General features: G+C 51.0%; 15 protein-coding genes. 7 read left to right on the top strand and 8 right to left on the bottom strand.

The annotated features are described in order from the left end of the window. Nucleotides 1-28 precede the first annotated feature (28 nt). Nucleotides 29-589 carry a tetratricopeptide repeat protein gene (locus C8E01_RS15180; protein ID WP_116544309.1) on the top strand — a complete coding sequence of 187 codons (561 nt, stop codon included), beginning with the start codon at nt 29-31 and terminating at the stop codon, nt 587-589. Nucleotides 590-614: 25 nt separating this feature from the next. Here C8E01_RS15180 and C8E01_RS15175 read toward each other — a convergent pair whose 3' ends face one another. Genes C8E01_RS15175 through C8E01_RS15160 form a run of 4 tightly spaced genes read right to left on the bottom strand, consistent with a single transcriptional unit; the run spans nt 615 to nt 3642 of the window. After that, complete coding sequence (locus C8E01_RS15175; protein ID WP_116544308.1) at nt 615-1511, bottom strand: cyanophycinase; 897 nt, start codon at nt 1509-1511, stop codon at nt 615-617. Between the two features lie 26 nt (nt 1512-1537). Beyond that, nucleotides 1538-1972 carry a hypothetical protein gene (locus C8E01_RS15170; RefSeq protein WP_116544307.1) on the bottom strand — a complete coding sequence of 145 codons (435 nt, stop codon included), beginning with the start codon at nt 1970-1972 and terminating at the stop codon, nt 1538-1540. A gap of 8 nt (nt 1973-1980) precedes the next feature. Next, a complete protein-coding gene (locus C8E01_RS15165) occupies nt 1981-2856 on the bottom strand; it encodes a TIGR02587 family membrane protein (protein WP_116544306.1) in 876 nt (291 codons plus the stop codon). A 12-nt stretch (nt 2857-2868) separates the two neighbouring features. Next, nucleotides 2869-3642, bottom strand: coding sequence for a transporter (locus C8E01_RS15160; protein WP_243409609.1), 774 nt, complete (start codon nt 3640-3642; stop codon nt 2869-2871). A gap of 662 nt (nt 3643-4304) precedes the next feature. Here C8E01_RS15160 and C8E01_RS15155 point away from each other — a divergent pair. Both C8E01_RS15155 and C8E01_RS15150 read left to right on the top strand, forming a co-directional pair. Further along, nucleotides 4305-4967: an outer membrane beta-barrel protein gene (locus C8E01_RS15155; RefSeq protein ID WP_116544305.1), complete on the top strand. Its 663-nt coding sequence runs from the start codon at nt 4305-4307 to the stop codon at nt 4965-4967. Between the two features lie 7 nt (nt 4968-4974). Further along, nucleotides 4975-5694: a hypothetical protein gene (locus tag C8E01_RS15150; protein WP_116544304.1), complete on the top strand. Its 720-nt coding sequence runs from the start codon at nt 4975-4977 to the stop codon at nt 5692-5694. An 84-nt stretch (nt 5695-5778) separates the two neighbouring features. Here the strand turns inward: C8E01_RS15150 and C8E01_RS15145 are convergent, their stop codons facing one another. Further along, nucleotides 5779-6519, bottom strand: coding sequence for a (Fe-S)-binding protein (locus C8E01_RS15145; RefSeq protein ID WP_116544303.1), 741 nt, complete (start codon nt 6517-6519; stop codon nt 5779-5781). 2 nt (nt 6520-6521) lie between these two features. Next, nucleotides 6522-7382 carry a hydroxymethylglutaryl-CoA lyase gene (locus C8E01_RS15140; protein WP_116544302.1) on the bottom strand — a complete coding sequence of 287 codons (861 nt, stop codon included), beginning with the start codon at nt 7380-7382 and terminating at the stop codon, nt 6522-6524. A gap of 256 nt (nt 7383-7638) precedes the next feature. Between C8E01_RS15140 and C8E01_RS15135 the strand changes: the two genes are divergently transcribed. The 4 genes from C8E01_RS15135 to C8E01_RS15120 all read left to right on the top strand — a co-directional run bounded on the left by C8E01_RS15135 (nt 7639) and on the right by C8E01_RS15120 (nt 11572). Further along, nucleotides 7639-8487, top strand: a complete 849-nt coding sequence (locus C8E01_RS15135; RefSeq protein ID WP_116544301.1) for an SDR family oxidoreductase — start codon at nt 7639-7641, stop codon at nt 8485-8487. A 13-nt stretch (nt 8488-8500) separates the two neighbouring features. Continuing rightward, the gene (locus C8E01_RS15130) at nt 8501-9931 is read left to right on the top strand and encodes an aldehyde dehydrogenase (protein WP_116544300.1); all 1431 of its coding nucleotides are present in this window, start codon (nt 8501-8503) and stop codon (nt 9929-9931) included. Between the two features lie 118 nt (nt 9932-10049). Continuing rightward, nucleotides 10050-10442: a hypothetical protein gene (locus C8E01_RS15125; protein WP_116544299.1), complete on the top strand. Its 393-nt coding sequence runs from the start codon at nt 10050-10052 to the stop codon at nt 10440-10442. 80 nt (nt 10443-10522) lie between these two features. Beyond that, nucleotides 10523-11572 (top strand): CNNM domain-containing protein, encoded by a 1050-nt coding sequence (locus C8E01_RS15120; RefSeq protein WP_116544298.1) that lies wholly within the window; start codon nt 10523-10525, stop codon nt 11570-11572. Between the two features lie 88 nt (nt 11573-11660). Here C8E01_RS15120 and aceA read toward each other — a convergent pair whose 3' ends face one another. Then, nucleotides 11661-12941 (bottom strand): isocitrate lyase, encoded by a 1281-nt coding sequence (gene aceA, locus C8E01_RS15115; protein WP_207774903.1) that lies wholly within the window; start codon nt 12939-12941, stop codon nt 11661-11663. A 208-nt stretch (nt 12942-13149) separates the two neighbouring features. Then, nucleotides 13150-14742, bottom strand: coding sequence for a malate synthase A (gene aceB, locus C8E01_RS15110; RefSeq protein WP_116544296.1), 1593 nt, complete (start codon nt 14740-14742; stop codon nt 13150-13152). Nucleotides 14743-14765 lie beyond the last annotated feature (23 nt).

The raw sequence follows: 14765 nt of genomic DNA, 5'->3' as shown, positions 1-14765 counted from the left end.
TATATTCGCATAGACCAGACGCCACCTTATGAACATCTCCCGCATCATCACCATCGTCCTGACCATAGGCGCAATCGTGTTTGTGGTCCTGATCCTCTCGGATCCTTACTTTTTCGCGAGTACAAAAAAAATGCGAAAGAATGCGGAGGCGAAACTGGAGGAAGGCATCATGGGCAACCCCAACGCGTTCAAAGAGGCGAGCTATTTCTTCAATTCACTCATCACTCAGGGCCACGGCGACCGCCAAACCCACGACCTCCTTTACTGGAGCTACCGCTACGACAAGAACTTTATACAGGCCGAAGAAGCCCTGAACGAGGCACTCGAAGCCTATCCGGATGACATCGGTTTTCGGTACCACCGTGCCGAAATGCGTTTAGAATTAGGCAAGTATGAAGAGGCGCTGGAAGATTACAACGCTGTTATACCTGCTGCCGGTAGTGAAAGCTTTTTTTACGATGCGCTTTATGGCCGTGGCGCCGCCAGGTATAAGCTCGGCCAGGAGAAGGAAGCAGAAGCAGACCGTGTGAAAGCGCAAGCCTTGACGCAGGATACCTTGCAAACCTATGCGGTGTATTTCAGGGAGTAGCTTAGCGTTTAATCCTGCTAACTGCCTAAATATGTAATTGATCGTAGGTAGGCAAGGTATAGGTATCGCCTGCTGCCAACAAGTGCACTCTCATATCCCGAACCGAGAAGGGTTCACCTGTTTTGATCTCGTATATATTCGTTTCTGTGATGCCCAGCCCATCAACAATGGTGACCAGGCCGGAGCCAAGCACTTTCACTTCGGATCCTTTGGTGACGCAAATAGCAGTGTCCTCTTCCAGCCCAATGCCAATACAACCCGGGTTAGTGGCAATGCACTGCGACACCCGAATGATACGTCCGCGCTGGATAAAGTGTGTGTCAATGGCAACGTTCTTGAGAAACTCCAGTCCGGTAGTAATGCGCACATCACCTTTGATGTAGCCTCCCTGCGTTTCGCCCTCGTAGATCATAGGCGTGGACATGGCTGCGGCTCCAGCGCTGGTGCCGGCTATGATAAAATCTTCGTCGTAGGTATAGCGCTCTTTCATAAGCTGCAGCACCGGCGATCCGCCCAGTATGGAGGTGAGGCGCAGCTGATCGCCCCCTGTGAACATGATGCCAGCCGCCCGTTCGACCATCTCCAGAAATTCAGTCTTGCGTGCATCCAGACGGTTGCGGATGTCCAATACCTCTACATTCTTTACCCCCAGTTTGTTAAACTCCTTGATGTAGTCTTTTGCTAATTCATCGGGCTCGGTAGAAGCTGTCGGCACCACAGCCACCATCGGCTCATTTCCTTTGAGTGTGCTCACAAAGTATTTCATGATCTCCTCGCTCTCGAAGTCTGCATTCTTGCTCTGCTCTTCTGATAGCTCCTTGTCTCCTTTGTCCTCACGGCCTCCTATGGCCAGCAGGCAACCTTTGGGTACAGGAGCCTCTTTGTGATGCTCGTGCCGGTTAGATACTTTTTTCTTCGCCATTATATCTCCATTAGTTAACTCAATTATCAGGGTCTCTTATAACTCACCACACGTGCCACCAGCGTATCGGCTTTGGCCGGATCTTCTTTAAAATTCACCCAACCTTCCCGTTTCGATTCCTTCGGGGAAAAGGCGATATTCAGTTCAGCACTTTCCACTTCCGCTCCTCCGCTTTCAACAATGAGCTCCACCTGCACTTCCTCTGCGGTTTCACCTCCTTTGTTTTCTACCACCACCCGATAGCGGTGCGGTGCGTTAGCAGAAGGGTCGTGAAAATACGCTACTGCCAGATCGGGCGTGGATGGTTTGTGCGTATAGGCCATGTAACTCAGGTATACCAGTATCGCCAGCACCAGCACCAGGCTGACGCCAAAAACCGCCCACTCCAACGCATTTTTATCATCATCATCTCCTGCCCTATTCCCCTGTTGCTCCTTTTTTGTATCGTTTTGTTCTCTCATTTATCCGGTTACTTAATAAGCAGTCGGCCTGCCGAAGCGCCCAAACTGGCCAGTACACCCAGCACAATGCATTGCGCAAAGGCTACCTCAAAATTCACCCCTTCAAAACGCCCGAAAAACCAAAGCAGAAAGGCCGAAGCCATCAGCGCCGTGAGGTAACTCAGACAGGTATCGAGTGTGATGGCGAAAACCAGGTTCTGTTGTTTGAGATGCCCTGTACCTTTAAAATCACTGAAATAAACCACGATCATGCTCATAGCGAGTGAAAGCACAGCCATGAGTAGAATATGAAACGGCTTGGCGCCGACTGCCAGCACAACGACTTCCTCGGTGGGGGCCACGTTGCCGCCCACTATGATGCTGCCGCAAAGTGCCAGCACCACTAAACTGACCTTGCTCCGTAGCCCGGTGCGCCAGCCCGCTTCCTTTGCTTCTGCCTGTACTTCGTCTTCTTCTTCCGGCTCATCATCTGCGCCACCCAGCTGCGCCGTCCCGATCGAAACGCCAATGGATACGGCCATGGCCTCCACGATGATCTTTCCCATGATCTCATCGATGGACATCTCGCCGAACTGGATGCGGTTGAGCACAAACAGAACCCCAAAAGCCAGCACAATACCCAGGCCCATTTCCTCCACTGAGTCGATGAAGACGCTGCGCCACGATGCCCCCGGCCGCATACCTGCGTAGCGGTTATAGCCTAGCAGCAGCAGATAGGTCACGACGACCATGATCAGCAACTGCGTGGGAGATGCGATAAAGCCCGCCCACCATACCTCCATGGTGTATAAAAGAGGAAAGCTGAACAGGAGTCCTCCGGCTATACCCCGGGCATATTCCTGCAGCGATTTCCGGACAGGTCTTATCTTCTTGTTTTTTTCCATACCTGCTACCTATTAACGGGGTAACCGAAATGCCAGACCTGTTGTGATAAAATGCTGCGGGGCCTCTTTGTTGAGCCGCCTTCCGGCCGCCACATCAACCTGCAAATTGGGCAGCAACAGGTATAGTAATCCCACATCAGCCTGGTGCCCTGCCGTTTCGTTTTTTTCTTTGCTGCCAAACACCTCCAGGTATAGCGTTAGCTTATCGAAGAACTGCCGGGTAATGTTGGCACCATAGGTTCGCACAGGGCTGCCCTTGGTCCAGCCATAGCCCACCGTGTAAGTGAGGTCCATCTTATCAGAGAGCGCATTGCTAAAAGCCACACCGAACTGAGGCTCCGGATGATCGGGTTTGAACACTTCGCTGGCAATGGGCAGCGCCAGCATAGCGCTGATGCCAGCCTCCGGACGCCAGCCGCTTTCTTCCCACAGTCGTATTTTGGTTCCGACACTCAGTGGCCCCCATCCTTTGATATGTCGAGTTGATCCGTTCTCGATAACAGAATCTTTTACGGCACCCTGCAGGCGCAGCTCCACACCCTGTAGCAAGCCAATGCGCACAAGCGCTGTAGGATAGGCATATGTTCTGATATTGGTGTTTAACTTTTGATAATTATAGCCAGCCTCCAACTGCACGTAGCCACGAGAAATAACACTGGGACCCTGTGAATTATCAGGCCTGTCAGTATTAAGCTCCTCCCGCTCTTCCTGCGCCTGCGCCGGAAGCATAAGTACACTGAGGAAAAAACTCAGCAGTCCTGGCACTAGCGTTTTTGTAAATGTCATAGCCTTGAGCGTGTCCGTGCATTCGTTGCGCTTTATACGCTGAAGTATACGGCTGGTAGGCTAGGCGGGGCACAAATACCGTTTTGCACGTAGTTAGGCCGTATAATACCGCAAAGTATGGTCAGAGGCACTTTTTCCGTGAAACCCCTGGAAGAGGACTATGAATGGCCTGGCAGATGATGGGTTAAAACCGAAAGGGGATTCGTATGACAGAGGAGAAAAAAAGGGAGCCGGTTCCAACCGCCTGCATTATAAAATAACAGATACCGACTCCCCTATAAACATGCACAAACCGCTAAACGCACCCCAGATAGCGGCAAGTCCATGATCATATTAAAAACAACGTTCGTTTCGGCAGCACGCTCGTCTAGCGTAAAATACCTGGTTTAACCAACCTAAAACCAGGCTTCATAAACGCCTCATCCGTGTTTTGTATTCTTATACGATAACGATTTGGAGAGGTCATCTCAAAAGGCACTAATTAGTTGTCGTTCAGGCATTTTCAGTATTATCAGCTCTTAACCTACGTGTTTCTACGCATAACTATAAAACCGATACCCTGCAGTGGCTAGCCTCCACGAGTTTATCACATTAGAATATTCCGATATTACAATACTGGCACATTTGTTGCCTTTCATGTGTCCTAACCTTAAAAAACAAACATGAAGAAAATCTTTACAACTGCCATGCTGGCATTACTGGGTGCCGGGGCTTATGCTCAAACTATTCCGCAAACGACCCAGGGCTCCTTGGTCGTATCAGGGTCGGTGTATTTCAATAATGAAGTCTCCGAAAACACGGACAACACTTCCGAAAGCAAAGGCATCTCACGCAGTATCAACCTAAATCCCACTGTAGGTTATTTTATAAAGGACGGTCTTGAAGTAGGTACAGGTTTGGGTTTGAGGCATCAGACCAGTATAAGTAAAACGGAGGGAGCAAAACATACCAACAGAACTAAAACGATCAGTCTCAATCCCTATGTCCGGAAATATATTCCACTTTTTGAACAGCTTCAGTTGCATGGCACAGCCTATGCTTCTTTTGGCATCGGCAACCAAACGGCCAAAAACAACCAGGGCGCATCATCTGAGGTTGTGAGTACTCATAACAGTTTAGGTATAGGCGTTTACCCCGGCCTTACTTATTTTGCCACGCCACGGCTAGGATTCACGGCTGTGTTTGGCAATATCTCTTATGATCGCAGCAGGGAAAAGTCGAAGGAAAATCAACCCTATGATTGGAGCAGAGGAAGCAACTCTTTTAATGCCAATTTTTCTCCTAGCAGCATCGGTGTAGGTTTCAGTTATTTCATTTCCCGCTAGTCCGATCATGGTGAAGAAACTGACTATACTAGCGATTACGGGTTTGCTGGCTTACAGCGTGCAGGCACAAACCACAAAAGGCACTCTGGTGCTGACGGGAGAATTGGGCTATACACAATCAAAATCCGAGACCGACAAAGAGAAAAACAGCCCACTATATGAGTATGAGCATTACAACTATTTTGTATCGCCATCCATAGGATTTCTGATAAAGGATAACCTGGAAATCGGGGCGACTGCACACAGGTATAAGTCTGCCAACGAGAATATAAGGTATATGGAAGGTTTCAAAAGTACCTGGAAGCTGAGTCAAAAAACAACGGGCGCGAGCGTGTACGCCAGGCAATACAAGTACCTGACTGAAAAACTCGCCTTGCACGGCACGCTTTCAGTTGGCGTCAGCAATCAGGAGTATCACGACATCAGCAGCAATTCGGATGCACCTTATTCATATCATTTCTTATATGAGTTTGATGCTACCACGCTAAATGGATCCTTTTCTCCCGGCCTTACTTTTTTTGCTTCCAATAAAATAGGGTTTACAGCAAGCCTGGGTGCGCTTACATACAACCGCGTCACTACTGATGCAGCAAGAGAACACTCAGATTATTATTACTCACCTGATGAATTTGAAAGAAGGGAGTATACCCTTAAAAGAAATGTGCTCCTGTTTGATTTCTCAAGTCTGCACCTGAACTTTGGAATCTCTTATTTTCTCGGAAAATAGACTCCCTATACCTGTAAACGAACAGCGGCCTCACCCTTTCCAGAGTGAGGCCGCTACTTTATACCTATACCTGTCGTTTATAACTTACCAGCCACTGGCCAACACGTCGGCAATGTGCATGGTTTTGATCGGCTTCTTGTTTTTCTGTATGTAACCGTTGAGGTGCATGAGACAACTGCTGTCCGTGGAGATGATGTAGTCGGCACCGGTTGCCAGCGCATTTTCTACTTTTTGCTCTGCCATCGCTACTGATATGGATTCGAACTTCACGGCAAAGGTGCCGCCAAAGCCGCAGCAGGTTTCAGTGTCTTCCATTTCGATCATTTCCAGCCCGTGCACGCCTTGCAGCAGCACACGCGGCCCTTCCTTGATGTGGCACTCGCGCAGGGCGCTGCAGGAATCGTGGTAGGTGGCTTTGCCGTCGAGGCGGGCGCCGGGCACCTGCGATACTTTCAGCACGTCAGTCAGAAATTCGGTCAGTTCGAACACCTTCTTCTGCATGGCGCGGTACTTCACCAGTTTCGATGACTTCACGAAAATATCCTGGTAGGCATTGCGCACCATCCCAACGCAGCTTGCCGAGGGCGCCACAATGTAGTGCGACGTTTCGTTTGAGAAATCGTCGAGAAACTTGTTGGCTACTTCGCGGGCTTCGTCAAAAAAACCGGCATTAAAAGCAGGCTGTCCGCAGCAGGTCTGGTTGGGGTTATAGTTTACCTCGCAGCCCAGGCCCTCTAGTACTTTCACCATGCTCATACCTGTCTCGGGGTGTAGCTGGTCCACGAAGCAGGGGATAAAAATATCTACAATTGTTCTTCTTGCCATAATCAGGAGAAAACAGAGCCTGAAGCTGCCAGCACAGCAGCGAAAGCCTCTTTGTCGAGCTTCAAATTTAAGGCATTATTTTCGAAGTAGCCGACCAAATTTTCAGTCGCCATATTGCCCACCAGTTCATCTTTGGCCATCGGGCAACCGCCATACCCGCGCATGGCCCCGTCAAACCGACGACAACCGGCCCCGTACGCGGCCTCCACTTTCTCTTGCCAGGTAGTCGGAGTGGTATGCAGGTGCGCGCCAAACTCGATGTGCGGAAAAGCGGGCACCAGTTCGCTGAACAGGTAGGTAATGTTCTCCGGATTGGAAACGCCAATGGTATCTGAAAGCGAGATGATCTGTACGCCCATCTTATCCAGTTCCTCTACAAAACGAATCACGGTGGCTGCATCCCAGGGGTCGTTGTACGGATTGCCGAAACCCATGGAAATGTAGGTCACGAGCGTTTTGTCCTGGTGCTGGCAAATGTCCTGTATCTGCGCCAGTTGGGTCATGGCCTCGGCGATGCTCTTGTTGGTGTTGCGCTGCTGAAATGTCTCTGATACCGAAAGGGGAAAGCCCAGGTAATCGATTGCTTTGTGGGAAGCCGCCTCCTCTGCGCCCCGCACATTGGCAATGATGGCCAGCAGTTTAGAGCGGGTGCTGCTCAGGTCCAGCCCAGCCAACACCTCGGTAGTGTCAGCTAGCTGCGGGATGGCTTTGGGCGATACAAAACTACCAAAGTCAATCGTGTCGAAGCCCACCTTCAGCAGCTTGTTGATGTAGTCGATCTTGGTCTGCGTAGGTATAAAATCGTGCAGGCCCTGCATGGCATCGCGGGGGCACTCGATTATTTTGATGGTATCGTTTATCATAGAAAAGCGATTTTGGTCGTTTTGCCAAAGATACAAAGAAGCGTAAGTCTGAGTTGGGAAATACCGGGAGAATTTATACCTGACCCAACCAGCAGGTTTAATGGTATAACACCTAAGCAGCCACACAATACGCGGCCAGGTATTGCATGACTTTATTTGCGCATCATACTGAGGATAAATACATAATAATTTTTGTATATGACCTTATTCTCCTATATTATGCTTGCGAAATACAGATAATTTCAAAAAAAGCCACATGACCCACATCAGGAAAAGTACAGTGCTCATCACTGGAGGAGCCTCCGGCATAGGCAAACTGATGGGCAGCAAATGCCTGCAGCGCGGTGCTATCCGTGTACTGGTGTGGGACATTAACCCCACTGGGCTGCAGCAGACTTATCAGGAATTCAGTAAAGCCGACCACGAAGTGCATACCTGGCAAGTGAACATAGGCGATGCGGCACAGGTGCAACAGGCGGCTGAAGATGTACAAAGCCGGTTTGGCGCACCGGAGATCCTGATCAACAATGCCGGCATTGTGGTGGGCAAGCCTTTTGTAGAACACAGCATGGCCGAAATTGAGCGGACGCTGCAGGTAAATGTGCTGGGCGCCATGCTGGTGACCCAGGCCTTTTTGCCTGCCATGGTCGCGCGCGGATCTGGGCACATTGTGAACATTGCCTCGGCTGCCAGCCTGCTTCCCAATCCGCGCATGAGTGTGTATGCGGCCAGCAAGTGGGCGGTGCTCGGCTGGTCTGAAAGCCTGCGGCTGGAACTCGAGCAGACCGGACCCAACCTGAAAGTTACAACCGTCACGCCCAGCTACATCGACACCGGTATGTTTGCCGGTGTAAGAGCGCCGCTCCTAACCCCGATCCTGCAGCCTGAAGTGATCACAGAAGCCATACTGCAGGCCGTGGAGCGTAACAGGATCCTGCTGCGCAAACCTTTTATCGTGAACCTCCTCCCCTTCCTTCGTGGCATTTTACCCACCCGTGTCTTCGATACGGTGGCAGGCCGCTGGTTTGGGGTCTATACCTCTATGAATGATTTTACCGGCCGACCGGCTGCTGACCCAAAACCGGCTTACGCAACCAAACCCTAACCATTCACCCGCTATGAACGCTACAAACACCTTTGTAACCAAGGTCAGCCCCGCCAGGGAAGCAGACCCGCAGGCCGTGCTCGACCTGCTGCAGCAGCAACGCGCCTTTTTTGCCGGAGGCCACACCTTAAGCGTCAGCTTTCGCAAGGAGCAGCTCCGTCACTTACTGGAGGCCGTGCGCAGCCACGAGCAGGAGCTGATCGATGCCATGTATGCCGACTTCCGGAAGCCGGCTTTTGAAACTTTTACCACCGAGATAGGCTTCGTTGAAAAAGAACTTCAGCTTGTACTCAAAAATATCGTGCGCTGGGCCAAGCCACAACCCGTAAGCGAAACGCTGCTAAACTTCCCGGCCCGCAGTTACATTTACTCACAGCCTTATGGCGTTGCCCTCATCATCGGCCCCTGGAACTACCCATTGCAACTGGTGCTCAATCCGCTGATCGGTGCCCTGGCAGCGGGCAACTGCGCCATCATCAAGCCGTCTGAACTCACTCCTGCCACTTCGGCTGTTATTTCGCGGCTCATCTCCGACACGTTTGATCGGCGCCTGGTCGCTGTGGTGGAAGGTGGTGTGACTACTACGCAGCACCTACTGGCTCAGCGGTTCGACTATATCTTTTTCACAGGCAGCACCCAGGTGGGCCGGGTCGTCATGAAAGCGGCCTCCGAACACCTGACTCCGGTTACGCTGGAGCTGGGCGGTAAAAGTCCGGTGATCGTAGCAGAAGATGCCGACCTTGGGCTGGCAGCAAGGCGCATTGCCTGGGGGAAATTTATGAACGCCGGTCAGACTTGTGTGGCCCCTGACTACCTGCTGGTGCATGAGCAGGTGAAAGACGAGCTGATCGAAAGGCTTCGCATCGCCATTCAGGAGTTTTATGGCGACTCGCCACGACACAGCCCGGACTTCGCCCGCATTATCAGCGACCGGCATTACCAGCGTCTGAGCAGCTACCTGCAGCATGGCGTGATTCGCATCGGCGGACAGCACGATCCCGAAAGCCGCTTTATCGCTCCTACTGTGCTGGATCAGGTGAGCTGGCAGCACCCCGTCATGCAGGACGAAATTTTCGGTCCTATCCTGCCTGTGCTTACCTATACCTATTTGGATGAAGCCATCCGGCAGGTCAACACAAGAGAAAAGCCCCTGGCGCTTTACTTTTTCTCTTCTGACAAATGGCAGCAGCAGCAAGTGCTCGAGCAAGCGCACTTTGGAGGCGGTTGCATCAACGATACCATCTCACATCTCATTAATCCCAAGCTGCCTTTCGGCGGTGTAGGCGAGAGTGGTGTGGGCAGCTACCACGGGCAGGCCAGTTTTGAGCTTTTCTCGAATCAGAAGAGCGTGGTGCACCGCGGCACCTGGATCGACCTCCCGTTGCGCTATCCGCCTTACGGCAACCGGCTGGCCTTTATCAGAAAGGTTTTCAAATGGCTGTAAGTCCAGGTATAGGTATACCTTCAGCAGGCATGTAGCCGTACCATAGCTCTTCACGTATGAAAATAAACAGGGGAATTTTCCGTATAGGAGCTGTATACCCTGCTATACCTGATAAGAAATGGAAAACCTGATTGAATACCTGGACGAATCACTCGTTCCGCTAGAAGAAAAAGTGAAAGAATACCTGCATGTGGAACGTGACATCCGGCTGCTGGAGGTAGAACTGCTGTCGTTGCAAAGTATGCGATCTGACTTCGATCCGGAGCAAACTACTGAACAGCAACTGACTGACGGACAACCGCAGAACACGCTGAACGATAAAGAGCAGAAGCTGAAAGATTTGCTGGAAAAGTATAAAAACCTGCAGCAAGAGGTGATTGGTATGCTGCCTGAACAAGATAAATTTGTGGAGCTTAATCTGGGGTATGGGCCAAGTATGGTGGGCTATTTTACAGTGGACCCAGAGACGCGTACGCCGCTAGAAGAGCCGGTGCTGCGCGTGGTGCATTAATTTCAGTATCTTTGATCCCTTAATCTTTGACGTCTCTGGATTAGGATTGTCATAGACTAACCATAACCGTATCTACCTACATGGGTTTACTATTCCTATACCTTACTATTTCACTTGTATTTTCATTTTTATGCTCTCTGCTCGAAGCAGCTTTGCTTAGCATAACGCCCTCGCACGTAAGCATCACCTCACAGGAAAACCCTACCGTAGGCAAGCACCTTGAGGAATTTAAAGACAATATAGACCGTCCGTTGGCTGCCATCCTGACGGTGAACACCTTTGCGCACACCATCGGGGCGGCTGGTGTGGGTGCTCAGGCCCAGATCATTTGGGGCGAAGAGTACCTCTCCCTTATCTCTGCCATCCTCACGATCATCATCCTGATCCTCTCCGAGATTATACCTAAAACACTGGGTGCCAACTACTGGAGGCAATTGACGCCCTTCACAGTGAGGACGCTGCGCATCATGATCTACTCTCCTTTGTATCCGCTCATCATACTGTCTCAGTTCATTACCAAGCGCCTGAAGCGTGACAAAGACAAAAGTGTGCTGAGCCGTGCCGACTTCACGGCCATGGCGGAAATAGGTATAAAAGAGGGCATTTTTAAGAGAAGCGAGTCCCAGATACTGCGCAACGTACTGCGCTTTAATCAGATTCTGGTGCGCCACGTGATGACACCTAGAACGGTTATTTACGGTGCGCAGGAAGACATGCTGATTGTCGATTTTTTCAAGCAAGCCAAGACCCTTCGCTTTTCCCGCATCCCGGTTTACCAGAACAGTCTGGACGATATACATGGCTATGTGCTGAAAGACGAAGTGCTTTCCAAACTGATTGACAACCAGGGGAACCTACCCTTGAAAAGCATTAAGCGTGATATTGAGGTAGTAACCGAATACATGCCTATACCTGAGCTCTTCAGTCGACTGCTCAAAGACCAAAACCACATCGCGCTGGTAGTGGACGAGTACGGTGGCACGGCCGGAATCGTGACCATGGAGGACATCATTGAAACGCTGCTGGGCATGGAGATTATGGACGAGATGGACAACGTGGAGGATATGCAGAAATGGGCGCGTGACAACTGGGCAAAAAGAGCCAAAGGCATCGGGTTCAAAACAGAATAGGCAATTGTTTAAATCATTTAAGACACCATAAAGAAAGCTCCCCGCCATCGCCAAGACAGAGGGGAGCTTTCCTTTTATGCAGTCATGCTTAATGAAACTGTTCTTCTTCCGTAGAGCCTACCAGCGCAGCCGTAGAGGCGGTGCCGGATGTAACGGTGTTCTGGATGGCATCGAAATAAGCGGTTCCGACAAAAGACTGGTGCTTCACCGCTTTGAAGCCTTCTTTCGCCAGGCCGAACTCACGTTCCTGCAACTCAGAGTAACCGGCCATGCCACGTGCTTTGTAAGCCTTTGCTAACTCGAACATGCTCGTGTTGAGCGCATGGAAGCCGGCCAGTGTGATGAACTGGAATTTGTAGCCCATCTTCGCTAATTCTTCCCGGAACGTTTCCATTTCTTCCACACTTAATTTGGCAGCCCAGTTAAAGGATGGCGAGCAGTTATAAGCCAGTAGCTTGCCCGGAAATTCTGTATGAATGGCTTCTGCAAATCTACGGGCCTGCTCCAGGTCTGGGGTAGACGTTTCCATCCAGATCAGGTCGGCATAAGGAGCATAGGCCAGGCCACGGGCTATACCTTGCTCGATCCCACAATTCACGCGGTAAAAGCCCTCGCTGGTGCGCTCACCAGGTATGATGAATTCATGGTCACGCGGATCAATATCGCTCGTGATCAGGTTGGCGGCATCGGCGTCGGTGCGGGCCACCAGCAAAGTAGGCACCCCCATCACATCGGCTGCGAGTCGCGCAGCGACCAACTTGTTAATGGCCTCTTGCGTTGGCACCAGCACCTTGCCACCCAGGTGCCCGCACTTTTTGGCACTCGACAATTGGTCCTCGAAATGCACCCCGGCAGCACCGGCTTCGATCATCATTTTCATCAATTCAAAAGCATTCAGGTTGCCCCCGAAGCCAGCTTCTGCATCAGCCACGATCGGCACCAGCCAGTCAATTTCACCATCGCCGGTCACGCTTTGAATCTGGTCGGCACGCAGCAGGGCGTTGTTGATCTTCTTGATCACATTCGGCACGCTGTCTGCCGGGTACAGGCTTTGATCGGGGTACATGTGTCCGGCCAGGTTGGCATCGGCGGCAACCTGCCAGCCGCTTAGGTAGATGGCGTTAAGTCCCGCCTGCACCTCCTGCACCGCCTGATTACCCGTCATCGCGCCCAATCCGACCACATATTCTTCGGTATGCAGCTTGTTCCACAGTTTCTCCGCCCCGTTGCGGGCCAGGGAATATTCAATTTTAACGGAGCCCTGCAGTTTTACAACTTCGTCGGCGGTATACGGTCTTTTTATACCTGTCCAACGTGGGTTCACCAGCCAGTCCTGCTGGATAGCCTGAATTCTTTCGGTCTTTGACATAATTATTGGAGTTTTGGAGTTTGAGAGGTTTGAATTTGGGAGTTAAATGAGTTTAGGAGTTGGGGAGTTTGAGAAGTAGAAATTAGAAAGTATAGAAGTCACAAGTCCTGGGTTAATTAGGGTTGAAAAGAGAATCAGTTTTTGCGTACTTTTTCTTATTCCATAAACTCTTACATCCTCAACTCTTAAACTCCCCAACTCCTAAACTCTACACTATGTACTTATAAGCCGGGAGTGTCAGGAAATCAACGAAACAGGTAGAGAGCACGAGCTCGGAGAAGAGTTGTGAGGCACGTTCGAAATGGCAGTTTTTGAACATAGCCAGCCCAACTTCTTCTTTGATATGGTCGGTCTCTTCTTTGATAAGTTGTAGCACGCGTTCCTCCGTGATCGGCTCGCCTTCGGCAGTGCGGGTGTCTTTTTGGTGAAGCCACTGCCATACCTGTGCCCGGGAGATTTCGGCGGTGGCGGCGTCCTCCATCAGGTTGTGGATGGCGGCCGCACCGGTACCGCAGAGCCAGTTGCCGATGTAAAGGATGCCTACGTTGATGTTAAGTCGCAGCCCGGCCTCTGTGATCTTGCCTCCTTCTATGTTGAAGTTGAGCAGGTCATAAGCTTTTACGTTCACCTCTTCTCGTAGCACTTCCTTCTGGTGCGGTTTATCGCCCAGTACTTTATCGAAAGCTTCACGGGCAACAGGTATAAGATCCGGGTGTGCCACCCAGGTACCGTCAAAACCATTCTTCGCTTCAAAGTCCTTGTCGGCTTTCACTTTCTCAAAGGCAGTCTTGTTTACGGCTGGATCGTGTCGATTCGGGATGAAGGCCGCCATACCGCCCATGGCATGGGCGCCGCGTTTGTGACAGGTTTGCACGAGCAGATCGGTATAAGTTTTCATAAAAGGCACCTGCATGGTAATGGCGGTGCGGTCTGGAAAGATCACTTCCGGCTGGTTGCGGAACTTCTTGATGGCGCTGAAGATGTAATCCCAGCGGCCGGCGTTGAGACCCACAATATGCTCGCGCAGTTCATACAGAATTTCGTCCATCTCAAAAGCAGCCAGAATGGTTTCAATCAGTACCGTCACTTTGATGGTGCCGACAGGTATAGCCAGAGCCTCCTGCGATGCTACGAACACATCATTCCACAAGCGGGCCTCCAGATGGCTCTCCAGTTTAGGCAGGTAGAAGTAAGGTCCTGTACCGCGGGCAATCAATTCTTTAGCGTTATGGAAGAAGTAAAGCCCGAAGTCAAACAAAGCAGCTGAGACAGGCTTGCCTCCTATCACCAAATGCTTTTCAGTCAAGTGCCAGCCGCGTGGGCGCACTTTCAGCAAAGCCACCTCCTCTTTCAGTTGGTATACCTTGCCATTTTGGTAGGTGATAGTGCGACGCACGGCATCGTATAGGTTGATCTGCCCCTGCACAACGTTCTCCCAGATAGGCGAGTTGGCGTCCTCAAAGTCAGCCATAAACACATCAGCCCCGGAGTTGAGCGCGTTGATCACCATTTTGCGGTCCACCGGCCCTGTGATTTCCACGCGCCGCATTTGCAGGTCGTCAGGCATAGCGCCCACTTTCCAATTCCCCTCTCTGATTGCTTTGGTCTCCTCCAGAAAACCGGGGCGCTCGCCGGCATCAATGCGCTGCTGTCGCTCTGATCTGGCTTTCAAAAGCTCTTCTCTTCTTTTTTCGAAACGATCGTGCAGTGTTTCCAAAAACTCGAGGGCTTCCGGTGTTAATATTTGCTCTATACCTTTCACAGGCATTCCTTTTACCTGGGCTGTGCTCTCTACTAACATATCTATAAACGTGAGGTGACGGA

The sequence above is a fragment of the Pontibacter virosus genome (assembly GCF_003096355.1).
GTDB lineage: Bacteria > Bacteroidota > Bacteroidia > Cytophagales > Hymenobacteraceae > Pontibacter > Pontibacter virosus.
Note: the sequence above shows the minus strand (reverse complement) of the source record. Positions and strands in the feature narration are given on the sequence as shown.